At 38.0% G+C, this 23,107-nt stretch carries 24 protein-coding genes and 1 other annotated feature; of the genes, 8 read left to right on the top strand and 16 right to left on the bottom strand.

Going from position 1 to position 23,107, the window contains the following annotated elements; translation table 11 throughout:
- Window positions 1-62 precede the first annotated feature (62 nt).
- Window positions 63-194: a YuzL family protein gene (locus tag M3182_RS20525; protein ID WP_251426830.1), complete on the bottom strand. Its 132-nt coding sequence runs from the start codon at window positions 192-194 to the stop codon at window positions 63-65.
- Between the two features lie 110 nt (window positions 195-304).
- Here M3182_RS20525 and M3182_RS20520 point away from each other — a divergent pair, with 110 nt between their 5' ends.
- From M3182_RS20520 to yidC, 7 genes are all read left to right on the top strand, one after another.
- Window positions 305-556: a YkuS family protein gene (locus M3182_RS20520; protein WP_251426828.1), complete on the top strand. Its 252-nt coding sequence runs from the start codon at window positions 305-307 to the stop codon at window positions 554-556.
- 90 nt (window positions 557-646) lie between these two features.
- Complete coding sequence (modA, locus tag M3182_RS20515; protein WP_432806580.1) at window positions 647-1,453, top strand: molybdate ABC transporter substrate-binding protein; 807 nt, start codon at window positions 647-649, stop codon at window positions 1,451-1,453.
- The gene (gene modB / locus M3182_RS20510) at window positions 1,446-2,102 is read left to right on the top strand and encodes a molybdate ABC transporter permease subunit (RefSeq protein WP_251426822.1); all 657 of its coding nucleotides are present in this window, start codon (window positions 1,446-1,448) and stop codon (window positions 2,100-2,102) included. Before modA ends, modB begins: the two co-directional genes overlap by 8 nt.
- A 307-nt stretch (window positions 2,103-2,409) precedes the next feature.
- The gene (locus M3182_RS20505; RefSeq protein ID WP_251426806.1) at window positions 2,410-2,862 is read left to right on the top strand and encodes a cupredoxin domain-containing protein; all 453 of its coding nucleotides are present in this window, start codon (window positions 2,410-2,412) and stop codon (window positions 2,860-2,862) included.
- 484 nt (window positions 2,863-3,346) lie between these two features.
- Window positions 3,347-5,572 carry a formate C-acetyltransferase gene (pflB, locus tag M3182_RS20500; protein ID WP_251426804.1) on the top strand — a complete coding sequence of 742 codons (2,226 nt, stop codon included), beginning with the start codon at window positions 3,347-3,349 and terminating at the stop codon, window positions 5,570-5,572.
- 83 nt (window positions 5,573-5,655) lie between these two features.
- Window positions 5,656-6,417, top strand: coding sequence for a pyruvate formate-lyase-activating protein (gene pflA, locus M3182_RS20495; protein ID WP_251559828.1), 762 nt, complete (start codon window positions 5,656-5,658; stop codon window positions 6,415-6,417).
- Window positions 6,418-6,966: 549 nt separating this feature from the next.
- On the top strand, window positions 6,967-7,734 hold the full coding sequence (gene yidC, locus M3182_RS20490; RefSeq protein WP_251426799.1) for a membrane protein insertase YidC: 768 nt from the start codon (window positions 6,967-6,969) through the stop codon (window positions 7,732-7,734).
- 47 nt (window positions 7,735-7,781) lie between these two features.
- On the opposite strand, the gene M3182_RS20485 is transcribed toward yidC, so the two are convergent.
- From M3182_RS20485 to M3182_RS20475, 3 genes are all read right to left on the bottom strand, one after another.
- Window positions 7,782-7,988, bottom strand: coding sequence for a DUF6501 family protein (locus tag M3182_RS20485; protein WP_251426795.1), 207 nt, complete (start codon window positions 7,986-7,988; stop codon window positions 7,782-7,784).
- Window positions 7,989-8,060: 72 nt separating this feature from the next.
- A complete protein-coding gene (locus tag M3182_RS20480) occupies window positions 8,061-8,270 on the bottom strand; it encodes a hypothetical protein (RefSeq protein ID WP_251559826.1) in 210 nt (69 codons plus the stop codon).
- A 155-nt stretch (window positions 8,271-8,425) separates the two neighbouring features.
- Window positions 8,426-8,689 carry a hypothetical protein gene (locus M3182_RS20475; protein WP_251426789.1) on the bottom strand — a complete coding sequence of 88 codons (264 nt, stop codon included), beginning with the start codon at window positions 8,687-8,689 and terminating at the stop codon, window positions 8,426-8,428.
- Window positions 8,690-9,236: 547 nt separating this feature from the next.
- Here M3182_RS20475 and sda point away from each other — a divergent pair.
- Entirely contained in the window at window positions 9,237-9,371 is a 135-nt protein-coding gene (sda, locus tag M3182_RS20470) for a sporulation histidine kinase inhibitor Sda (protein ID WP_251426786.1), read from the top strand.
- Between the two features lie 101 nt (window positions 9,372-9,472).
- On the opposite strand, the gene odhB is transcribed toward sda, so the two are convergent.
- From odhB to trpE, 12 genes are all read right to left on the bottom strand, one after another.
- A complete protein-coding gene (gene odhB / locus M3182_RS20465) occupies window positions 9,473-10,717 on the bottom strand; it encodes a 2-oxoglutarate dehydrogenase complex dihydrolipoyllysine-residue succinyltransferase (protein ID WP_251426782.1) in 1,245 nt (414 codons plus the stop codon).
- A gap of 14 nt (window positions 10,718-10,731) precedes the next feature.
- Window positions 10,732-13,545: a 2-oxoglutarate dehydrogenase E1 component gene (locus M3182_RS20460; protein WP_251426778.1), complete on the bottom strand. Its 2,814-nt coding sequence runs from the start codon at window positions 13,543-13,545 to the stop codon at window positions 10,732-10,734.
- Between the two features lie 253 nt (window positions 13,546-13,798).
- Complete coding sequence (locus M3182_RS20455; RefSeq protein ID WP_251426775.1) at window positions 13,799-14,035, bottom strand: hypothetical protein; 237 nt, start codon at window positions 14,033-14,035, stop codon at window positions 13,799-13,801.
- 121 nt (window positions 14,036-14,156) lie between these two features.
- Window positions 14,157-15,233: a tRNA 2-selenouridine(34) synthase MnmH gene (mnmH, locus tag M3182_RS20450; protein WP_251559824.1), complete on the bottom strand. Its 1,077-nt coding sequence runs from the start codon at window positions 15,231-15,233 to the stop codon at window positions 14,157-14,159.
- Window positions 15,234-15,341: 108 nt separating this feature from the next.
- On the bottom strand, window positions 15,342-15,917 hold the full coding sequence (locus M3182_RS20445) for a hypothetical protein (RefSeq protein WP_251559821.1): 576 nt from the start codon (window positions 15,915-15,917) through the stop codon (window positions 15,342-15,344).
- A 487-nt stretch (window positions 15,918-16,404) separates the two neighbouring features.
- Window positions 16,405-17,169: a tryptophan synthase subunit alpha gene (gene trpA, locus M3182_RS20440; RefSeq protein WP_251426763.1), complete on the bottom strand. Its 765-nt coding sequence runs from the start codon at window positions 17,167-17,169 to the stop codon at window positions 16,405-16,407.
- Entirely contained in the window at window positions 17,162-18,379 is a 1,218-nt protein-coding gene (gene trpB / locus M3182_RS20435) for a tryptophan synthase subunit beta (protein WP_251426761.1), read from the bottom strand. The genes trpA and trpB overlap by 8 nt, the downstream gene beginning before the upstream one ends.
- A complete protein-coding gene (locus M3182_RS20430) occupies window positions 18,376-18,999 on the bottom strand; it encodes a phosphoribosylanthranilate isomerase (RefSeq protein ID WP_251426759.1) in 624 nt (207 codons plus the stop codon). The genes trpB and M3182_RS20430 overlap by 4 nt, the downstream gene beginning before the upstream one ends.
- Entirely contained in the window at window positions 18,996-19,784 is a 789-nt protein-coding gene (gene trpC / locus M3182_RS20425; protein ID WP_251426757.1) for an indole-3-glycerol phosphate synthase TrpC, read from the bottom strand. Before trpC ends, M3182_RS20430 begins: the two co-directional genes overlap by 4 nt.
- Window positions 19,785-20,810, bottom strand: coding sequence for an anthranilate phosphoribosyltransferase (gene trpD, locus M3182_RS20420; protein WP_251426755.1), 1,026 nt, complete (start codon window positions 20,808-20,810; stop codon window positions 19,785-19,787).
- Window positions 20,794-21,396, bottom strand: a complete 603-nt coding sequence (locus M3182_RS20415) for an anthranilate synthase component II (protein WP_251559819.1) — start codon at window positions 21,394-21,396, stop codon at window positions 20,794-20,796. Before M3182_RS20415 ends, trpD begins: the two co-directional genes overlap by 17 nt.
- The gene (gene trpE / locus M3182_RS20410; protein ID WP_251559817.1) at window positions 21,380-22,777 is read right to left on the bottom strand and encodes an anthranilate synthase component I; all 1,398 of its coding nucleotides are present in this window, start codon (window positions 22,775-22,777) and stop codon (window positions 21,380-21,382) included. Before trpE ends, M3182_RS20415 begins: the two co-directional genes overlap by 17 nt.
- A gap of 61 nt (window positions 22,778-22,838) precedes the next feature.
- Window positions 22,839-23,101: a binding site (T-box leader), on the bottom strand.
- Between the last annotated feature and the right edge of the window lie 6 nt (window positions 23,102-23,107).

Below are 23,107 nucleotides of genomic sequence, written 5' to 3'. Positions count from 1 at the left end.
TACTAAATGTTCCAAAAGAGCTCGGGTAATCCCGGGCTCTTTTAATCCTTATTTGGTAAATCTTAATTACGTTTTTGCTTCTTTCTCGAAGACGGAGCTTTGAATTGACCAGTTTCTTGATTCGTCGTCCCCTGTCCTTCCACTTGAGATGAGTTCAGACCAATTGTTGCAGGGTTCTTTTTACGTTTTGACATGTTCACACCTCCACGTTTACTTTGCACTTTTTTAAGAAGAATTAATACAAAATCTTAAAAGAATAAATTGAGGATCACAAGGCAATGTTAATCTCGGAGGAGGTGTTAACTTGGCAAGAGTAGGAGTAGAGCAGTCTCTATCAAATATTTCACAAGCATTACGCGATAAAGGATATGATGTTGTCGACCTAAAACAAGAATCAGATGCACAAGGGTGTGACTGCTGTGTTATCAGTGGCATTGATTCCAATGTCATGGGCATGCAAGACACAGTGACCCAAGGATCAGTAATTGAAGCGAATGGTCTTTCTGCAGACGAAGTTTGTAGCCAAATCGAGCAAAGGTTTGGTCGCCAATCTTAATTATTCAATGAAAACTGCCTCGTTGGGGCAGTTTTTTTTTTTTGACTTCGTTATAATAAGAAAAGCGAATAGATTAACTTTTAAGGATGTATGACTATGAAACTGAAACAGATATCTACTATTTTCCTTTTTCTTTTCCTCCTAGCTGCCCTAATTAGCTGTGGTAAATCTCAAAACCAAGGGGACGAAACCATCTCCCTTACAATTTCTGCAGCCGCCAGCCTGAACGAAGCATTGTCTGAAATAAAAACTATTTATGAGTCAGACCATAAAGGTATTGAATTGCTTTTAAACTTTGGGGGCTCTGGTTCTTTGCAACAACAGATTACTCAAGGCGCTCCAGTTGATTTGTTTTTTTCAGCTGCAGAAGATCGTTATAATCAATTAGTTGACGAAGGTCTTATTGATTCAACATATAGCACCGATTTATTAGGAAATCAATTAGTACTAATTACGCCAAAACAGTCGAATGTTAATATTGAAAAACTTCAAGACTTATTAACAAGTGACGTTCGACAAATAGCGATTGGTATTCCTGAAACTGTCCCTGCTGGTATGTACGCTCAACAAACATTAAAACAATTAGGTTTATGGGAAAAGCTATCAGAAAAAATCATCCCTTCTAAAGACGTAAGACAAGTGCTTTCCTACGTAGAAACCAATAATGTAGATGCCGGAATTGTTTATAAATCAGATGCTTTATCATCTAACAAAGTGAACAACGTAATGATTATAGCTGCGGAACTACATGATCCCATTATTTATCCAGTTGGGATTGTGGACGGAACGAAAAATCAAGAAGAAGCGGTTAAATTTTTTAAATTTCTTCAATCCGATGATGCTATAAAAATTTTTCAAAAGTATGGTTTCAATATAGTAGGTAAAAACAATGAATAATTCCTTTTGGGCACCGGTTTTTTTGTCTCTGCAAACAGCAACAATTGCATTAATCATTGTTGTTATTTTAGGGATTGTATTTGCTAGATGGATGACAGCCAAACAATTCAAAGGAAAAACCATCATAGAGACCTTGCTCCTTTTACCACTCGTTCTTCCCCCTACAGTTGTAGGTTTTTTATTAATAATCCTTTTTGGGAGAAATAGTATCATAGGTTCCATTATCGAAACCATACTAGGTTACCCGATTATGTTTACTTGGTCTGCAGCGGTAATAGCTGCTTCGGTAGTCGCTTTTCCAATGATGTATCAATCCGCTAAGACTGGTTTCCTTTCAGTTGATAAAGGAGCTGAAGAAGCAGCAAGAGTGGATGGTGCTAGTGAATGGAGAGTCTTTCTCTACATTACTCTTCCCCTTTCTTTGAAGGCCCTTATCGCTGGAGTAATCTTAAGTTTCGCTCGTGCGCTTGGAGAATTTGGAGCAACTTTGATGTTTGCTGGTAACCTTCCCGGTAAAACGCAAACAATCCCAACCGCCATCTACGTTGCGTTCGAATCGGGAAATATGGAAGCTGCTTGGGCGTGGGTTATTGTTATTGTTATTATTTCATTTCTTATGCTTTTGGCTACACGTTTTCTCCAATCTTAAAATAAGAAATACTATCTACGGTATTTAATTAGTGTTAATATTGTATTTGATTTTAACAACTACGTATTGTCCCTTCTTGAATAAATTGAGAGAAAGAACCTCTATAAAGACGTGAATTGAGATCACGTCTTTTTCTATTATCAGCTCTATTTCCTCTCCTTTTACCTTTTACGTATTTTGAGGCACAAGAACTACTCCCCTTCCACATTCTTACGATTTAGTTCATCTTTTTAAAAATAATAGACAAGTTTCCTATAAGCTTGTGCATATGATGAAACTAGGACAAGTAAAAAAAGGAGGGAAACCAATGCGTTTTTACATTATAAAACGGCAATATTTATTATTAGCAATCATCCTTGCAGTGGTAGCTGTTAGTGCTTCCTTATGGTATTTCCAAACACCTGAAGCAGAGACGGTTTCAACCCTTGACGAAGGGAAAACAGAGAGAGAGATCCACCTTGTTACCGGTGAGTTTAAAACTGTAACGGACTCTGGTAAAGAAATCGAATCCTATCGTTGGGACCCAGGAGTGATTTTTCTTGAAAAAGGAGAAAAAGTGGCTCTTAAGATTTATGGAATTAATGGAATGGAGCACCCTTTTGAAATTGAAGGAACAAATATAAAAGGAACCGTAAAAAAAGGGGAAGAAACCACTGTACCTTTGGAATTTAACAAAGATGGCGTTTATCGTCTAGTTTGTCAAATACATCAGGATAAAGACAATAATGGACCAATGATTGCCTATATTGTAGTAGATTAAAATTCACAACATCAAAAAAACAGGAGGTAAACTCCTGTTTTTTGATGTTTAACTTTCTTGCTGTAAATGATAGCCCATATTGTCAATTTAATAGGATTTATGTTTATGAGAAAGCAATAGCGTATAATGTTCAAAAATCACTTCCATAATTCGTTTAGAATTTTAATTAAACCTCTCCACATCCTCTTTTTTTATCTAGTCACAAAAGGTTCATAACCAACTAAACATAGTGCGAACCTTGTTTGTTATACTTTCCTCAGTAGGTTAATTTATCTCTCCTTCTTCCATAGGACAGATAAATATCATCCATAAACAATTATAGTACAGTTCTTATTTTGGGTGATTCCCAACAAAACGGAAACACCATTTTGTAATGTTGCTCACTATTTCACAAATTCGTCACACTAAAACTGTTTCATCCGTAGTATGATGTAAGTGTAGTAACTGTTATATACTTTAAATGAACTATTAGAGGTGAACCTAAATGGAACAATGGAAAGGTTTTGCAAACGGGAAATGGCAGAAAGAAATCAATGTTCGTGACTTTATCTTAAAAAACTATACAGAATACACTGGAAATGACGAATTCCTTGCACCTGCAACAGAGGCAACAAACGATCTTTGGAAACAAGTGATGGAACTAACTAAACAAGAACGTGATAAAGGCGGCGTTCTTGATATGGACACTGAAGTTGTTTCAACGATCACTTCCCATGGTCCTGGCTACCTTGATAAAGAAAAAGAAACCATTGTAGGTGTACAAACAGACGAACCTTTTAAACGCTCCATGCAACCTTTTGGTGGAATCCGAATGGCAAAAGCTGCTCTTGAATCCTACGGATATCAACTAAATGAGGAAGTAGAAAGAATCTTTACTGATTTTCGAAAAACACATAATCAAGGGGTATTTGATGCTTATACAAAAGAAATGCTCCTAGCTCGTAAGGCAGGAATTATTACAGGTCTTCCTGATGCTTATGGCCGCGGCCGTATTATTGGTGATTACCGTCGTGTTGCACTATACGGTGTTGACTTCTTAATGGAACAAAAGAAAAAGGACCATGAGTCTACAAGTAAGATCATGACCGAAGATACAATTAGACTGCGAGAAGAAATTTCCGAACAATATCGTGCTCTTAATGAATTAAAGCAAATGGCTGAAAGATATGGCTTTGATATTTCTAAACCAGCAACAAACGCAAAAGAAGCGTTCCAATGGCTATACTTTGCTTACTTAGCAGCCATTAAAGAACAAAACGGGGCTGCAATGAGTCTTGGACGTGTATCATCCTTCCTTGATATTTATATTGAACGTGATATTGCAAATAGCATCCTAACTGAACAAGAAGCACAAGAACTAGTCGACCATTTTGTCATGAAACTTCGCCTCGTTAAATTTGCGAGAACACCAGATTACAATGAATTATTTAGTGGCGACCCTACTTGGGTAACAGAATCAATTGGTGGGATGGCTCAAGACGGAAGGTCACTTGTAACAAAGAATAGCTTCCGCTTCTTACACACACTAGATAACCTTGGACCAGCACCAGAACCAAACTTAACCGTTTTATGGTCTACGCAGCTTCCAGAAAACTTCAAGAAATACTGTGCAAAAATGTCGATCAAAACAAGTTCTATTCAATACGAAAACGATGACATTATGCGCCCAGAATATGGTGATGATTACGGAATCGCATGCTGCGTATCTGCAATGGAAATTGGGAAACAAATGCAATTTTTCGGCGCTCGGGCCAACCTAGCAAAAGCTCTTCTCTATGCCATTAATGGTGGTGTTGACGAGAAGCTAAACATTCAAGTTGGACCAAAATTCCGCCCAATTACTTCTGATGTGCTCGATTACGAGGAAGTATTGGAAGCATTTGACAACATGATGGAATGGCTAGCTGGTTTGTATATCAACGCTTTAAACATCATTCATTATATGCACGATAAGTATAGCTATGAGCGGATTGAAATGGCGTTACATGATACTGAAATTTTACGTACGATGGCTGCAGGAATTGCTGGCTTGAGTGTTGCTGCTGACTCTCTTAGTGCGATTAAGTACGCGAAAGTAAAAGTCATTCGTGATGAAAACGGTCTTGCTGTTGACTTCGAAACAGAAGGTGACTTCCCTAAATACGGAAACAACGATGACCGAGTCGATTCTATTGCAATTGAGCTTGTTCAAAACTTTATGAAAAAGCTTCGTAAACACCCAACTTATCGTGGCTCATTGCATACGATGTCGATTCTAACCATCACATCAAATGTTGTTTACGGTAAAAAGACTGGTAATACACCAGACGGTCGTCGTGCTGGTGAACCGTTCGCACCTGGTGCAAATCCAATGCATGGACGTGATACAAAAGGTACGCTTGCTTCCCTTTCTTCTGTTGCCAAGCTTCCTTACGAATATGCCTTAGATGGAATTTCAAATACGTTCTCAATTGTACCAAAAGCACTAGGAAAAGAAGAGGATGGTCGCATTACCAATCTAGTAGCTATTTTGGACGGCTATGCTGCAAAAACTGGCCATCATTTGAATGTAAACGTCTTTAATCGCGAAACACTATTAGATGCCATGGAGCATCCCGAAGAATATCCACAGCTAACGATTCGTGTTTCTGGATACGCGGTAAACTTTATCAAGCTAACACGTGAACAACAGCTTGATGTCATTAATCGTACATTCCACGAAACCATGTAAATGTTATATTACTAAAAAAACAACCGGAGTCCCTTCCTCTATTGCAGGAAGGCTCCTAAACCGTTCGAAAGGGGTCATTCATCATGATCGGAAACATTCACTCTATTGAAACATTAGGCACAGTAGACGGACCAGGCATTCGCTACATTGTTTTTACTCAGGGATGCCTGCTCCGCTGTCAGTTTTGCCACAATGCAGATACCTGGGAGATTGGAACAGGTAAACAGATGTCTGTTTCCGAAATCATCGATGATTTAAAATCCTACCTCCCCTTTATTGAAGCATCAGGCGGCGGCATTACGGTTAGTGGTGGTGAACCACTTTTACAGATTCCGTTTTTAATTGAGCTTTTCAGAGAGTGTAAAAAACTTGGTATTCATACAACCATTGATTCCTCTGGAGGCTGTTATTCTACCAATACTCATTTCCAGGACCAACTTAATGAGTTATTAACCTACACTGATTTAATCTTATTAGACTTGAAACATATTGACCGTGAAAAACATAAAAAACTAACTGGCCTTACCAATGAACATATACTGTCATTTGCCCGCCACCTTTCCGAGAAAAAAGTTCCCGTTTGGGTCCGCCATGTACTTGTCCCTGGAAGAACAGACTCTGAGGAAGATCTTGTGAATCTTGGTCATTTTATTGGTACACTGCAAAACGTAAAAAAGGTCGAGATTCTCCCTTACCACAAGCTTGGAGTGTACAAGTGGGAGGCTCTTGGACTACAATATCCACTTCATGAAGTTGAACCACCATCTGAGGAATTAGTTGAAAAAGCATATAAATTACTTACCGCTAAAGTAGAGTATATGGACGAAACCACTAGCATACGTTAAAATTTTATCAAATTTCGATTGGGCTTTATAACTATCCTTGGTTCTAAGGTCTAATGACGTCAATCAATTATTCATAATAAAACCAAGACAGAAGCCGCATCTTCCAAACGGCTTCTGTCTTTAATTACACAGTTAGCACCCGGGATTAGCACTCCAATTATAAGGTGAATTTTGTACCGTGAAACCTTTTTGATAGTTTTCCGTATTATCTATTATCGTAATAGATTGAGGTGGTTTATCTGTTTGATTTTGAATTATTTATACTAACCTGTGAACATACAAGTTTTTATACCTTATATGCCACCTTTTTTGTATCCTTATTTATACAGATTTTTTGGTTGTTGGACCTTTATCTGCCTGAATTAGAAAGTACGGCCAAAGAATTACCTTTGCAACTTTCACAGTCTGACCTAGACTATATACAAAAATCCGATTTAAGCACTTCTCTTCACCTAACCTTTTTAAAAAAAATTAGACTAAAACTGTCTCCTGATGAAGAACTTACTTCATTTTCTCCCAATATTAACAGCAAAATTTTAGGAGGAGAAAATGAAAAAAGTTATTTATTCTTTATTTGGGGCATTCCCCTTTTTAGTGTTAACAGGTTGTCAATCAACTAATGAACCTTCCATTTTCCAAAATACGCTTGTTCAGCCTTTTGAACAACTTATCTATTTCTTTGCGGAAATAACTGGTGGAAATTTTGGACTTTCGATCATTCTAATTACCTTATTAGTGCGCTTAGTTTTAATGCCGTCGATGCTAAAACAAACGAAGAACCAGCAACTAATGAAAGAAAAAATGGAAATGGTCAAACCTGATTTAGAAGAGATTCAAAGGAAGCTAAAAGAAACGCAGGATATCCAGGAACAACAAAAACTCCAACAAGATATGATTAAGCTCTATCAAAAACATGGAATAAATCCATTAAACATGGGTTGCCTACCACTTTTGATACAAATGCCGATTCTTATGGGACTGTATTATGCGATTATCCATTCACATGAGATTGCAACCCATTCTTTCCTTTGGTTTGACCTCGGGCAGTCCAATTTATGGATGACAGCTATTGCAGGGCTAGTATATTTGCTACAATATAAAATATCACAGTTGAATATGACTGCTGAGCAACAGAAACAATTCAAGCTGATCGGGTTGTTATCGCCAATTATGATCATTTTTGTTTCACTGAATGCCCCAGCAGCTCTTCCTCTCTACTGGTCAATTGGTGGTCTATTTCTGATCGTTCAAAACCTGATAGCGAAAAAATTATATCGACCACAAATGGATGAAATAAAACCTGAACATGATAGATAAAAAGGGTTCCGCTACTTGCGGAACCCTTTTTATGTAGGTCTCATCCATTAATTCACATCTGCAAAATAATCTTTATAATATCCTCCAACTTTTCCGGAGTTATCAATAATGAAATAAAATTCTTCTGTCTCATTCTTCACTTCATACTCTTTACCTGGGGTAAGAACACGATTTACAATATACTTTTTTGCATCTGTGTGTACACATTTCACCGTTTTTACGGTTGACCGATTTTGCCAATTTAAATGAATCATTTTTAGCACTCCTTTATACTCGTTAACATATAGTATAAAGAAGAAACTTATATAAACGCAACATGATTTTCCTTAACTGGCATAAGAATGAATAGAGTTACTAATTTCTCGAATCCCAATAATCCCTTCATAATCAAAGGTATACATTTCTCCATTGAGTATATTTTTTAGCGTTACATAATAAACATTGCAAATTTGGTCCATTCGGATAAAACGCAAAAAGGAAAAGTGAGCGCCTTGATAAACAATTTCATAAAGACCATTTTCGGTAAAAAGGTTCATTTTTCAATCCCTCTTCCTTTATTTTTCCTTAAGTATTTCTAACCTTCTTTACCACATTTGCTGCTTGTTTTAAACATAAACCGTTCAAAAATGAGGAGATTCGTAACGTACCTCTTTTTTTATGGGACAAAAAAAGCCTGTGTACAACACAAGCCTTAGGCAATATGACGATCTTTGTCGATTTTTTGTTTTATAATTAGATTAATTGCGACTAAAATTGGAATAAGTCCAGATACAGTAAAACCAAATGCGTATACAGAAAGCCCATCTTTTAATACGTGTCCCACCATTTTGAGTCCGAGAAAATGAATATCCGTTCCCAACGCTCCTACCTGTCCCTGTACAAGCCAAAGTTCCATTCCTTTCCCAAACAACAGGAGACCGAATAGAAATAACATTACAATCAACAACCGTACCATCCGAATCCCCCCATTTATAACATATTTATTTTTTAATGTATTTAAGTTAGCTATACTTTTATTATAGAGGGGAAAGGACTAGTTTCCTATACTTGTAACAAAACGTTCAAATCTCCTGTGAACATTTAGCAAACACTACTATACTCTTACACTTACGATGAAACTTCCATAGGGAACTCCTGTAACACACTTGTTTCCCCTACTCCTTTATTTAATCTGCCTATTATTTATTCCCAGAAATAGTTTTATAAAAAGCTGTTTTCGTAAAGATTGTTATTAAAATCCTAAAGCTGATTTAAACGCGAAATAAGCATTTTCTGTGATATTCTTTAGTTAATAAGCTCTTTTCTTTTCTACCCTTACTTTGGATGAAGTCATAGCAAAATCATTTATTTTTTATTCTTAAAAGCAACAAGGTTTGAGAAAAGAGCTAAAAAAGAACCAAAAATTTATCAAAAGGGGTTTTCAAAACCTTCATAAACCTTTACAATAAATTAAAACTTCATATTTTTAGAAAATTCAACCATTCTACTGAGGAGGACGTCAAATGAAAATTATGAGTAACGAGCAATTAGTTGTCTCCTATCGTGATGCTTTGAAGTCGGAACAAGATAAGGAATGGGCAAAAATTCTAAAAGATGAAATTACCAGACGAGGATTAAAACCTTTTAAGCAACGTTAATAACGACTAGGCCGCAGCATGCGGCTTTTTTATTTTTTGATGTTTCTTTCCAAAACAGGAAAGCCCTAGAATGCTATTTCATTCTAGGGCTTTCTTGCTATTTAACTACCAAACAATAGTGATTCTGGATCTTCAATTAGCTCCTTCACTTTTTTAAGGAAGGTAACGGCTTCTTTTCCATCGACAATGCGGTGATCATATGAAAGGGCAATATACATCATCGGGCGGTTTTCAATCCGATCTTTATCAACAGCAACCGGTCGAAGCTGGATTGTGTGCATTCCTAGAATCCCAACTTGTGGGCCGTTTAAAATCGGAGTCGAAAGTAAGGAACCAAATACACCACCATTTGTAATAGTAAATGTTCCACCTTGAAGATCACTTAAAGAAAGTTTGTTGTCTCTAGCCTTCACAGCGAGCTCCACAAGATTTCCTTCAATTTCAGCGAAGTTCTTACGATCTGCATCGCGAATAACTGGTACAACAAGACCTTCTTCTGTAGAAACAGCTACTCCAATATCATAATATTTCTTTAAAAGAAGTTCATTTCCTTGAATTTCTGCATTTAAGTAAGGCGTTTTCTTTAATGCAGCGACAACCGCTTTTGTAAAGAAAGACATGAAGCCTAGACGGACATCATTTTCCTCAAAGAAGCGATCCTTCCATTTCTTTCTTAACTCCATAACTGCTGACATATCCACTTCATTAAACGTCGTTAGCATTGCAGCAGTTTGTTGTACTTCAACAAGACGGTTTGCGATTGTTTGACGTCGGCGTGACATTCTAACTCGCTCAACAGGCTTAGCATCGTCCTTAGCAGTTGCTGGGGCTTTTGGTGCTGGCGCCGGTGTTGAAGCCTGAGAAGTAGCTTGTGGTTGTGCTTTGTGAGAATCAAAGTTACTTACATCTTGCTTACGAACCCTACCTAATGGGTCAACTGCGGGTACATCGCTTAGATCAATGCCCTTTTCTCTAGCTAGCTTTCTAGCAGCCGGTGTCGCAATGATTCTTTCATTCTTTTTCGTTACTTCTTCATTTGCTTGAGCTTGTACTTCTTCATTTGCTTGAGCTTCAGGCTGTTGCTTTGATTCACTTGCTGCAGGTGCCTCTCCACCTTCACTTACAACAGCAATCGTAGCTCCTACTTCTACCGTATCGCCTTCGTCCGCTTTCAACTCAGTGAGAGTTCCTTCATATTCGGAAATAATCTCTACATTAACTTTATCTGTTTCAAGTTCAACAATATATTCCCCTTTGTTTACATGATCGCCTGGCTTTTTTAGCCACTGGGCAATCGTTCCCTCACTAATTGTCTCTGCTAATTCTGGAACCTTGATTTCTGGCACAGTTGTCCTCTCCTTTACTTTCTCGTTAATGCTTCCCCAATGATTCGTGCTTGTTCAATTTTGTGAATATCTGGTTCTCCCTCAGCTGGACTTGACCGTCTTCTTCGACCAACATAGGAAACCTCAATCTTGCCTTGAAGAATTTCGTTAATGCGCGGCTCTACAAAAGTCCATGCCCCCATATTTTTCGGCTCTTCTTGTAACCAAATCACTTCTTTCAAATTAGGATATTGATCAAATTGAGCTTTAAGTGTTTCTAATGGGAATGGATAGATTTCTTCTAATCTCAAAATTTGTAGCCAGCTATGCTCTTCAGGATTAACTTTTTCTGCTAAATCAATTGCTACTTTTCCTGTACATAGAACAACTCTTTCAACCTTTTCCGGCTCTGCCCCTAAACCAGGTTGAGTAATAATTGATTGGAACTCACCATTACTAAACTCCACCGGGTTTGAAGCAACCAAAGGATTTCTCAACAAGCTTTTAGGTGTCATTAAAACAAGTGGACGAACAGACTCTTTGTTTAAGATAGCAGCTTGACGTCGTAAAATATGAAAATACTGGGCAGCAGATGTTAGATTGGCAACTGTCCAATTGTTTTCAGCAGCTAGTGTTAGGAATCTTTCAAATCGGCCAGATGAGTGTTCTGGTCCTTGCCCTTCAAATCCGTGAGGAAGAAGCATAACTAGCCCTGATTTTTGTCCCCATTTAGCGCGACCAGCAGCAATAAATTGATCAAAAATTACTTGTGCAGCATTTGCAAAGTCTCCATATTGAGCTTCCCAAAGGACCAGCGTTTCTGGTGAGAATACATTATATCCATACTCAAATCCAAGAACACCAGCTTCAGACAATGGGCTATTATAAACCGCAAATGAAGCTTTTGCATTTGGCAAGTTATGTAACGGAGAGAAAGCACTACCTGTCTCACGGTCATGCAAGACAATGTTCCGATGTGCAAATGTTCCTCTTTCCGAATCTTGACCAGATAGACGTACTGGAGTACCATCCGCTAAAATTGACGCAAAAGCCATTGTTTCGGCAAGTGCCCAATCAACCTTTGTGTCACCATCAAATGCTCCTTGTCTTCTCTTTAAGATTCGTTCAAGCTTGCCAAATACCTTAAATCCGTCTGGCCATTTCAACAAATCTTCATTCATTTGTGAAAGTGTATCAATTGGAACCGCTGTTGAAATTTTTGGCAACCCTTTCTCGATAACTTCTGGAACAGCCACTTCACTTAAGTCGTGCTCTGCCTTTTTAGGAACTTTCTCATAAGCAGCCTTAAGTTTATCTAAAACGGATTTTTCCATCTCATTTAAGGTAGCATCATCCAAGGATCCTTCTTCTTTCAATTTTTGAGCGTATACTGTCTTTTGAGTCGGATGTTGTTGAATGACTTTATACAAGAGTGGGTTAGTTGTCATTGGTTCATCCATTTCATTATGACCAAAACGACGATAGCCAATCAAGTCAATAAGGAAATCCTTACCAAATTTTGCTCTGTAATCGGTTGCTAAAAGCGCTGCCATTACGCATGCTTCTGGATCATCCGCATTCACATGGATGATTGGCATTTCATAACCTTTGGCTAAGTCACTAGCATACCGCGTTGAGCGAGAATCACTCGATTCAGTGGTGAAACCAATCGTATTATTTGCGATAATATGAATCGTTCCGCCAGTATTATATCCTTTTAACCTACTAAGGTTTAATGTTTCAGCAACAATCCCTTGACCAGGAAAAGCAGCATCACCGTGTATTAAAATAGCGAGTGCATCAGCTGGATTTTGCTTTGGATAACCAGCTTGCTCCCTTTCATCTTGAGCAGCTCTTGTAAAACCTTCTACAACTGCACCGGCAAATTCTAAATGACTTGGGTTATTTGCTAGAGTCAAGCGAACATTTGCAGTACTTTCTGTCTTAATTTGGCGATCCAAACCAAGGTGATATTTTACGTCACCAGTCCATCCAAAGTTAATTCCAATCGATCCCTCAGATGGTACTAGCTCCTTATTAGGTGCATGCTGGAATTCCGCAAAAATCATTTCATAAGGCTTTTCTAATACGTGTGCTAATACATTTAAACGACCACGATGGGCCATTCCAATGTTGACAGTATTTACTCCATCTTTCACTGCCTCAGAAATAATTTCATCAATAAGTGGAACCATCGTATCTAAACCTTCAATAGAAAAACGCTTTTGCCCAACAAAAGTACGATGAAGAAATTTTTCAAACTCTTCTACTTCGGTTAACCGCTTTACCAAAGAATGTTTCTTCTTTGTTTTTAATGAAGGAAATAATTGACCATTTTCAATTCTTTGACGCAACCAATTTTTTTCTTCAACATCATGGACTTGATGGTATTCAAAAGCAATGGTACTTGTATAAACTTGTTTTAAATGTTCAATTGCATCCGCACCAGTTACAACATTAGGTGGTGCATCAGAACAAATTAAAGTTGCTGGAATTTTCTCCAAATCAGCACGCGTTAGCCCCCATGCTTCAAGCTCAATTCGTGCATCTTTATTAGCTTCTTCCAGAGGAAAAATGTTGGCAGAAATATGGCCGTATCCTCTAATATGGTCTGCTAATCGTATAGCAGCAATTATTTTTTCAGTATTGCTTTCCTGAAGAACATTGCTTTCTAAGCTTGCTGAATTCGTTTCAAGTGTTGGAATATTTCCCTGATCAAAATATTCTTTTACTTCAGGATCAATGGAATTCGGATCCTCGAGATATTTCTCGTACAATTCGATGATATACCCCAAATTCGGACCGTGAAACCCAGACAAGGATCCTTGACTGGTGTCAGGTTTACTCATAGAAATTTCCCCTACCATTTCGTATATAGTTGAGCCCAGCATCCCATGAATTAAAAATATGAATAATGTTAAAATTCAGGGGATAACCGTTTTCATAGCCATTTTACCACTGCTTTCACTTAAGTACAAAGGTTTTGAATATAAATATGGTGAAAACCTACGAGAGAAAATTTCTTATTTTAAAAAAATTTTCTACTAAAATGTAAAAAGCCCTTTAAAAACAAAAAAAACGAGCTTAATAGCTCGGTAAAATTTAAAAGTTTATTAAGTTTAAATATAAGTTTTTAGGTGCAGAAGGTTCATTACGTCTTTCCAATAAAGAGCCAGTCAAAATTTCATCCATATCCGTTGTTGTTTCTTTATGACCACAACTAATTGTTTTTTGAAATCTCGCTCCAGCGATAAAAACCTCTATACCATCATCTGTTAAAAATCCTAAATTTTCTTCATGGACTGCGAATCGATGATGGCAGTTTTTTGATTCTCTCATGGGTGTTCATCCTCCTAACAGTATTGAATATAGTAATTATATACTAAATATTTAGAATTTTTATGTGGCAATTTCTTGACTTTTTAATAATAAAAGTGTAGGGACATCCCTACACTTTTGGTTAACTCGACTGCCCTGTCTTTATTTTAACTGGAAATCTATTCTCTAAATGATTCATAATCTCAATCGCTGCCTTTGTTGAATCATCTCCATTAATTACGGTAAAGTCCCCTACATAATCTTTAATCGTATGATTGTATCTTGGGTCATAATAATGTTCTAACAATATTGAAATCACTGTCTCATAATCATGAGCTTCCGTTGCTTCTTCAAGCGATTGAACGAGTTCTGGTCTTTTTAAGCGCTTTTCAATTTTTTCAATTTTCGCCTTTACTTCATTTTGAAACCATTTCTCGTTTTTATAAGGTTGAACATATTCTCCATAAATTCGATTCACTCGGTTCTCGAATGAGCATTCAATTAAGAAATGTGTACCTGTTCGCTTCCGTTCCATCATAAAATCAGGTTGGATGGCACGACCAATTCGTTTGCTTTCCGCTTCGACAATAAAATAATCTGAACTATTTATCTCGTCCAATCGATCAAATAACAAAGCATCAAAAATCTTTTGATTATGGCCATTTCCAATCCCAATTGTTCCAAATAACGATCCTCTATGATTAGCCATTTGTTCTAGATCTAAAACAGGCAGCTGATTTCCCTCAAGCACTTTTAAAATTTCAGTTTTACCAGTTCCTGTGAATCCATGTAAAACAACGGCATTCTGTGGTAATAAATTCGGTATTTGTTCAAGTATATATTCACGATAAGCTCGGTAACCCCCTGCTAGGCGCAACGTAGAGATACCTGAAAGCTCTAAAAAAGTAGCAACCGCTTTACTTCTAGAGCCACCACGCCAACAGTGAACTACAGGTTTAGCCCCTGAGTCCTCTAATAATTTTATTTGTTTTAAAAGGGATGGGAGTTTCGGTGAAACAATCTCCATCGCTCTCCATTTTGCTGCTTGATTCCCAGACTTTTTATAAAGAATGCCAATTTCTTCTCGTTCTTCGTTCGTAAACAACGGGATATTTACGGCTCCTGGGATCCTAGCTTCTTCATGTTCTATCGGGGATCGAACATCCACTGGTATGAATTCTTTGGAACGGAGAAGCTCTTCAACTGTTATGTCTATCATTTATAAATCAATCCTCCAAAGGAGTTAATAATACGATATAAAACTATACTATTTTACACCTTCTTGCGTGAGGATTGCAAGTTTCGAGAGTTTCTAACCTTTCCAGCGCTAAAATCGAAGTGCCCCACCGGTTAGTTGCATCAGAGCTCGGCATAGGTTCTTCCATTGTTTTGGAAAGGATTCGAAGCCTTCACTATGGTAGCTTGTCGTTTTTGTTTCAAGTACAACAGACCAACTCGTACCGTCGACGATGATTCCCTCTGCGTGATAATCTTTTTCCCATTCCCATAAATTTAAAGAATATAGCTCCCTTTTAAATTCAAGAATACTTCCAGGTAGAAAATTTGGTTTCCTCTGGGCCCCGTGTTTTCCAAAACGCCATTCTAGTAAAATAAATGTCTGTCTTTTAAAATCAATACTAATTTTGACTTCTGGCCCTGGGTATCCAGACAAATGAAAGATTAACTTAACTGGCTCCCTTTCTGGACGAATCGATACGATGTCTCCCTTAATCCTAAACCAATCTCTTTTATGACCAATCATTAATCGTAAAGAAGGCAAATCTATACCTTCCATATTATTTATTTCTTTGCTATTCAGCTGGTTCATTTCTTCCCAAATAGCGGGAATTGTAGCTGACCCTTTCATTTCTAAGATATTTATAATCTCTTCATATAAATTCATCTCTGTTCACTTTCCCTTTTAAAATGTTTTATCTAATTCAGAGATAGGCAGTTTTCATAAACTGTTAGTATAATAAGTATAAAGGTTTCAATAGGGAAAAACTGTAACAAACAGCACGATTGGTTTAGATCAAGTTATCCTGATTCGACATTCACCTTCCATTTTGATTGAAGTTTGTATTTCTGTGTCTCTCTTTGCGCTTTCCCAAGAAATAAGTAAGGTTAGTTGATGGGCGCATAGGACTCCTCTACCTTACCAATTCTTCGTTGACGGGCACATAGAACCTCTCTACTTTACCGATTCATTCCTTTTTCTTCGTCGACGGGCACATAGAACCTCTCTACCTTACCGATTCCTCCCTTTTTCTTCGTCGGCGGTCACATAGATTCTGTCCGTTTTTTTCATCTCGATGACTGGAAATTATAAAAAAAACAGTCGAGGTACTTTTCCGTTTTTTCAGTGGAAAAGACACACGACTGTTTCTTATTTAGCTGATTTTAGCAGCTGCAATAAGCTCTTTAATTCCTTCTAGATTTTTTTCATGAAAGAGATCAACTATCTTACTTCCGACGATTACTCCATCGCAATATTGATTCATTTCCTGTACATGTTCTGGTGTAGAGATTCCAAAACCAGCCAAGACAGGTAAATGGCTCGCTTGTTTGACGCGCGTTAAAAATTCCCCTAGCTCTGCTTGAAAACCGGCTCGTGCACCAGTAATCCCAGCAACCGTAACTGCGTATATATACCCATTCCCTTTTGAAGCAATTTTCCGGATTCTTTCCTCTGGACTTGTCACTGTTACGAGTCGTATCAACTCAAGTCCGTTTTTTTCTAAGTGTGGCGCAAATAATTCTTCTTCTTCAAGCGGGAGGTCTGGAATAATGCAACCATCTACTCCAACTAATGCACATTCTTTTGCAAATGATTCAATACCATAGGCGATTACTGGATTTGTATACGTCATAATAATCAGCGGAATCCTAATTTCACTTCGGAACGATCCGATTGTTTCAAGTACATTTGTTAATGTGACACCTTCTGCTAATGCACGGATTCCAGCTTTTTGAATGGTTGGCCCATCTGCTACTGGGTCCGAGAATGGAATGCCAATTTCAACTGCATCCACACCGTTATCTTGTAAAAATAACAACTTTTCTTTTAAAGTATCAAGGCCTCCATCTCCTGCCATTATATAGGGAACGAAAGCTTTTTGGTTCAACTCATGAAATACGTTCTTAATTCTAGACATTTAAGTCCCCTCCCAGTCTCTCTCTAATTGTTTGTACATCTTTATCCCCACGACCAGAAAGACAAATAACAATGCCTTCCTCTTTATTCATTCGACCGGCAAGCTTAACAGCATAAGCAACAGCATGCGCACTCTCAAGCGCAGGAATAATCCCTTCTAATCTTGAAAGTAAGCGAACTCCTTCAAGTGCCTCTTCATCAGTAATAGATTCGTAGGTTACTCGTTTAACATCATGAAGATAGCTGTGTTCAGGACCAATTCCTGGGTAATCTAGTCCTGCTGAGATGGAATGGGCTTCTTGTATTTGACCGTTATCATCCTGTAACAGGTACATCATTGCTCCATGTAAGATACCTGGTTTTCCTTTTGTTAAGGACGCAGCATGTCGATTGGTGTCTACCCCTAATCCAGCTGCCTCGACGCCGAACATTTTCACACTTTCATCGGCCACAAACGGATGGAACATTCCCATTGCGTTACTACCACCACCAATACAAGCGACAACAGCATCTGGTAATTTTCCTTCTTTAGTTACATATTGTGTTTTCGTTTCCTTTCCAATCACACTTTGAAAATCTCTGACTATTTTCGGAAACGGATGAGGTCCCATCACAGAACCTAAAATATAATGCGTGTCTTGTACATGGGCCACCCAATAGCGGAGGGCTTCGTTTACGGCATCTTTTAAAGTCCCACTTCCAGAACCTACTCCAATTACCTTTGCCCCTAATAGCTCCATTCGAAATACATTTAATTGTTGTCTTCTGATGTCTTCTTCACCCATGAAAATAACACATTCTAAGTTTAATAAGGCACAAACTGTTGCAGTCGCCACGCCATGCTGACCTGCTCCTGTTTCCGCAACAATCTTTCGTTTTCCCATTCTTTGTGCGAGTAACGCTTGACCAATAGTATTATTGATTTTATGAGCACCCGTATGATTTAAATCTTCGCGTTTCAAATAGATTTTGGCTCCACCAGCATACTTCGTTAAATTCTCTGCAAAATAAAGCGGAGTCTCTCTACCCACATATTCCTTTAATAAAGAATTCAATTTTTCATGAAATTGTGGATCGGCCTGTGCTTTTTCATATTCTTTTTCAAGGTCAATTACCGATTGCATTAATGTTTCCGGAATATAACGGCCACCATATGGACCAAAGTGACCCTTTTCATCAGGAAGGGAGTATACAGCAGTTTCTGTTTTCATTTATTTTCATCCTCTCTTGTCTGCTTAGCTTCACTTATAAATGCACTAATTTTTTCAAAATCCTTTTCACCATTTGTCTCAACCCCACTACTAACATCCACCATAATTGGCTGGACAGCTTGGATTGCTTTTTTTACATTTTGGGGATTCAGGCCTCCAGCAAGGATTATCTTATCTTTTACCCCTAGTCCAGAGGCAAGGTCCCAATCAAAACTTTTGCCAGTTCCACCCTTATAAAGACCTGGTGGACTATCCAACAAAATGTAATCCACCGTTTGTATATTTTTAATCTTTTGAATATCTTCAATCGTTCTTACGCTTACCGATTTAATCAGTGCGCGATCATGTGTCCAGTATAAATCTGGCTCCTCTTCACCATGTAACTGAATATGAGTGAGTCCTGTAAACTCCACTATTTCTGCAATCGTTTCTGGCGTTTCATCAACAAAAACTCCCACTTTCCATATATCTTCAGGTAGTGTTTGAATAATGTGTTTCGCTTTTTCTGGCGTGATTTTTCTTTTACTTGGTGCAAATACAAATCCAATTGCATCTGCCCCTTCCTTTGTTGCATGAAGTGCAGCTTCTATTGTTTGTATACCACAAATTTTCACCTTCATCTTGGCATCACATCCTTTAACGGGACTAAGAAATCGGTAATTGTTCTTTCTAAATCACCTGATTCCATGAATGTTTCTCCTACAAGAATTCCATTTGCGCCAGCCTTAGCAGCTTTTTCTACATCTTCCTTCACTTTCATCCCACTCTCACTAATGAGAAACGCTCCTGATTGTTTGACAAGCGGCCCTAACTTTTCAGTAATCCCCAAATCGACTTGAAATGTTTTTAAATCTCGATTATTTATACCGATTAAATTTGCATTAACTGCAATTGCTTTCTCTAGCTCTTCCTCATCATGGATTTCAACTAAAACTTCTAAACCAATCTCAGTTGCATAAGTAAACAACTCTTCTAACTCATTGGGCTCTAATACTGAAGCAATTAATAAGATTAAGTCAGCCCCAGCCGCTTTTGCATGACTTATTTGCTTTCGTTCGACAATAAAATCCTTACACAACACTGGAAGTTTAACAGCTTGACGAACCTTTTTTAGGTCCGTTAAACTGCCTTGAAAATGCCGATCACATAAGACAGATATCGCACTCGCCCCACAACTTTCATATAGAACAGCTTGTTGGACCGGGTCTAGCTCCGTATTTATAATCCCCTTTGAAGGGGATGCACGTTTAAATTCAGAAATAATCGCCATCTTGTTTGCATTTTTAAGAGAATCGATGAACGATCGTTCTTTTTTGAAAGCCCGAATGTCTTCCTCTGATAAGTCTGTTAACTCTATAATATCTATTCTCTTTTGATGGATAATTTTATCTAAAATCGTTGTCAATTAAATCACCGCTTTCCTATACTTTGAACTTTTATCGATTAAATAGTTTAACTTTTCTAATGCTGCACCTGAATCAATGCTTTCAATTGCTCGAAAAATCCCTTGCTGGACTGTTTCAGCACGGCCAGCCGCAAAAATCCCAATTCCTGCATTCAAGACGACTGTGTCGCGACAAGGACCTTTTTCTCCTCTTAAAACACTTAATAGAATTTCAGCATTTTCCTTCGCATCGCCCCCCACAATATGACTGTTATCATAAACAGGAAGACCAACATCTTCTGGGTTAAGCGTCTTTCTTGTCATTTTTCCTTCATCTAATAAAACCAAATGATTCTCACCAGCTAAAGAGGCCTCATCCATGGAACCCGCACCATTTAGGACAACCGCACGTTTACGGCCCAACATGTTTAAAACATCTGCAAAAGTATCCAGCATATCCCCACGACTGATTCCTAGAAGTTGATAATCAAGATCCATTGGGTTTGTTAGCGGACCAATATAGTTAAATACAGTTGGAATTTTCAGGTCCTTCCTTACCTTCATAATGGATTTAATTTTCGGATGAACATAAGGAGCGAACAAGAATGAAATACCATTTTCAGCAAGGATTTCTTCCGTTAACTCAGTCGGTAAATCTAAGGAAACTCCTAGTTCTTCAAGTACATCTGCACTTCCGGTCTTACTTGAAATACTTCGATTCCCGTGTTTTGCAACGGTAATTCCTGCTCCCGCAATGACAAATGCAGACGTTGTGCTGATATTAAAACTTTTCGATCCATCTCCACCAGTTCCACAATTATCAATGAGATTTGGTAATTGTGTTGAGAACGAACGTGAATTTTTCCGCATTGCTTGCACAATCCCGGCAATTTCTTCGACCGTCTCACCTTTTGTTTTTAATCCAATCAAAAAGGCAGCAATTTCACTATCTGAGATTTCATCCCCAAAAATCTTTCCCATCGCTTGTTCAGTTTCTAATTGCGTTAATGCTTCCTTTGCTGCTAACTTTTCAAGATAAAACTTCATAAGTTCCATTCTCCTTTCTCATTTCAGTTAAAAAGTTTTTTAATAATTGTCTTCCTTCGTTTGTTCCAATTGACTCAGGATGAAACTGCAATCCATACAATGGGTAGGCTTTGTGCTTGATTGCCATAATTTCTTGATCATCAACAGATTTAGCTAAAACATTCAATTGTTCCGGTACTGAATGTTTCTCAATAACAAGCGAATGATATCTCATTACTGACGGCTTTTCAGGCAGGTTATAAAAAATACAATCACTATTATGTGAAATTTCGGACACTTTACCATGCATAATTTCATTCGCTTTGACGATCTGTCCACCAAAGGCTTTGCCTATTGCTTGATGACCAAGGCAGATACCAAGGATGGGAATATTTTCAGCAAGGTTTCGAATCAAGTCAATACAGATTCCCGCATTCTCCGGCCTTCCTGGCCCAGGAGAAATAATGATACCTTCTGGATTCAATTCTTGGATTTCTGCAACCGTAATTCTGTCATTTCTGACTACTTTCGGTACCTCTCCAAGTTCGCCTAAATATTGATAAAGGTTAAAGGTAAATGAATCATAATTATCAATTAATAAGATCATTGGCGGCCTCCCTCAACGCTCTCAATTTATGTGCTGTTTCATCAAATTCCTTTGCTGGATCTGAATCATAGACGATACCTGCTCCTGCCTGAATATAAGCTTTACTATCCTTAATCACCATCGTTCGAATTGCTAAAGCAAAGTCCATATTTCCACAAGCAGAATAATAGCCAATTGCACCTGAGTAAACTCCTCTTTTGACAGGTTCAAGGTCATTTATAATCTGCATCGCCCTAATTTTTGGCGCTCCTGATACAGTTCCCGCTGGCAAACATGAGGCCAAACCATCTAATGCAGAACAACCATCTTCTAATTCACCGCTAACCTCTGATACAATGTGCATCACATGTTGATATCTTTCGACATTCATGTATTTCTCCAGGTTAATACTGCCTATTTTACATATCCGCCCTAGATCATTTCTTCCTAAATCAACAAGCATCCGATGTTCAGCAAGTTCTTTTTCATCTTTTAGCAATTCTTGCTCGAACTCTACATCTTCTTTTACCGTTTTACCCCTTGGTCTTGTACCTGCAATAGGATTTGTCATGATGACACCGTCTCTAGCTTTCACTAAGCTTTCCGGAGAAGCCCCCGCAATTGAGTACTCACCAAAGTCTAAGAAATACATATAAGGTGATGGATTGTTCACTCGTAGCTTCCGATAAAAAGTAAAAGGGTTTCCTGTCAGATTTGCCTCCAACCTTCTTGACAGCACTACCTGAAAAACATCTCCTGCTTCAATATGTTTTTTTGCAGTTAAAACCATTTCTTCGTATTCTTCACGTGATAAGTTGGAGTGGAATTCCGATAATTCAATGGTTGGTTCTTCTTGTTGGACCAACTCCCTTTTCAGTTCTTGCAGACGTTTTTCTAGCCTCTGTTGTAACTCTGATTCTGATATTCCTGGAAGAGATATCCCTACAATAAACACTCGTTCTTTTAAATGGTCAAAAACAATGATTTCATCAAAAATAAATAAATGGGACTCGGGCATTTGTAATGGGTCACTGATTTCACGGCCAATATCCTCATAATCGCGAATAATATCATACCCTATATAACCGACCGCTCCGCCGATGAATGGAATATCGGGAACTGAATTTGTTTCGGGCAAAAGACTCTTAAGAACATCGAGAACTTTTGCATGTTTTATTTGCTCTTCTTCAAGTCCGCTTATAGTGACATGTCCTCGGTATCCTTTCACCTCATATACCGGGTTTGAGCCGATAAATGAGTATCTTCCTGTATCCTCATGTTTTAAAGAACTTTCGAATAGAAATTTTTTCTTTCCAGAGATTTTTTGATAAATGGCAATCGGAGTTAATATATCGCCTTCAATTTCCCTAATATAAATACCCTCCTGATGTTTTAAAACCATGTTTTGCTCGCTCCTTTCAATCCAAATAAAAAAATCCCCTATACGCAAAAGAAAAATGCGTATAGAGGACGATTAAGACCGCGGTGCCACCTCAAATTGAAACCTAGAAGGTTTCCACTTTTCGGATACATTTGTCAAAAATAAAAATTCAGACTATATATCCTATCCTTTTAACGGTGGAATCCCGTGTTTCCCTACTAGTTGATACCCGTTCAGGAAGCCTCTTGCAAGCCCATTCCAAAGCCATAAGCGTACCGGTTCACAGCAACTCCGGCTCTCTGTGACGATTATTAGCTAAGTACTCTTCTTGCGCAACGATTTATTTATATA

This window comes from Mesobacillus maritimus, assembly GCF_023715205.1.
GTDB classification, from domain to species: Bacteria; Bacillota; Bacilli; order Bacillales; family Cytobacillaceae; genus Mesobacillus_B; species Mesobacillus_B maritimus_C.
This window is presented reverse-complemented; position numbering and strand designations above follow the sequence as displayed.

Coding starts and splice junctions, on each gene's coding strand:
- M3182_RS20525 (WP_251426830.1), bottom strand. CDS start 194: ATGTCAAAACGTAAAAAGAACCCTGCAACAATTGGTCTGAACTCATCT.
- trpA (WP_251426763.1), bottom strand. CDS start 17,169: ATGTCTAGAATTAAGAACGTATTTCATGAGTTGAACCAAAAAGCTTTC.
- M3182_RS20475 (WP_251426789.1), bottom strand. CDS start 8,689: ATGGTACGGTTGTTGATTGTAATGTTATTTCTATTCGGTCTCCTGTTG.
- sda (WP_251426786.1), top strand. CDS start 9,237: ATGAAAATTATGAGTAACGAGCAATTAGTTGTCTCCTATCGTGATGCT.
- yidC (WP_251426799.1), top strand. CDS start 6,967: ATGAAAAAAGTTATTTATTCTTTATTTGGGGCATTCCCCTTTTTAGTG.
- pflA (WP_251559828.1), top strand. CDS start 5,656: ATGATCGGAAACATTCACTCTATTGAAACATTAGGCACAGTAGACGGA.
- M3182_RS20505 (WP_251426806.1), top strand. CDS start 2,410: ATGCGTTTTTACATTATAAAACGGCAATATTTATTATTAGCAATCATC.
- trpB (WP_251426761.1), bottom strand. CDS start 18,379: ATGAAAACAGAAACTGCTGTATACTCCCTTCCTGATGAAAAGGGTCAC.
- M3182_RS20455 (WP_251426775.1), bottom strand. CDS start 14,035: ATGAGAGAATCAAAAAACTGCCATCATCGATTCGCAGTCCATGAAGAA.
- trpE (WP_251559817.1), bottom strand. CDS start 22,777: ATGGTTTTAAAACATCAGGAGGGTATTTATATTAGGGAAATTGAAGGC.
- M3182_RS20445 (WP_251559821.1), bottom strand. CDS start 15,917: ATGAATTTATATGAAGAGATTATAAATATCTTAGAAATGAAAGGGTCA.
- M3182_RS20480 (WP_251559826.1), bottom strand. CDS start 8,270: ATGAACCTTTTTACCGAAAATGGTCTTTATGAAATTGTTTATCAAGGC.
- mnmH (WP_251559824.1), bottom strand. CDS start 15,233: ATGATAGACATAACAGTTGAAGAGCTTCTCCGTTCCAAAGAATTCATA.
- modA (WP_432806580.1), top strand. CDS start 647: ATGACTATGAAACTGAAACAGATATCTACTATTTTCCTTTTTCTTTTC.
- pflB (WP_251426804.1), top strand. CDS start 3,347: ATGGAACAATGGAAAGGTTTTGCAAACGGGAAATGGCAGAAAGAAATC.
- M3182_RS20430 (WP_251426759.1), bottom strand. CDS start 18,999: ATGAAGGTGAAAATTTGTGGTATACAAACAATAGAAGCTGCACTTCAT.
- M3182_RS20415 (WP_251559819.1), bottom strand. CDS start 21,396: ATGATCTTATTAATTGATAATTATGATTCATTTACCTTTAACCTTTAT.
- M3182_RS20460 (WP_251426778.1), bottom strand. CDS start 13,545: ATGAGTAAACCTGACACCAGTCAAGGATCCTTGTCTGGGTTTCACGGT.
- trpD (WP_251426755.1), bottom strand. CDS start 20,810: ATGAAGTTTTATCTTGAAAAGTTAGCAGCAAAGGAAGCATTAACGCAA.
- modB (WP_251426822.1), top strand. CDS start 1,446: ATGAATAATTCCTTTTGGGCACCGGTTTTTTTGTCTCTGCAAACAGCA.
- M3182_RS20485 (WP_251426795.1), bottom strand. CDS start 7,988: ATGATTCATTTAAATTGGCAAAATCGGTCAACCGTAAAAACGGTGAAA.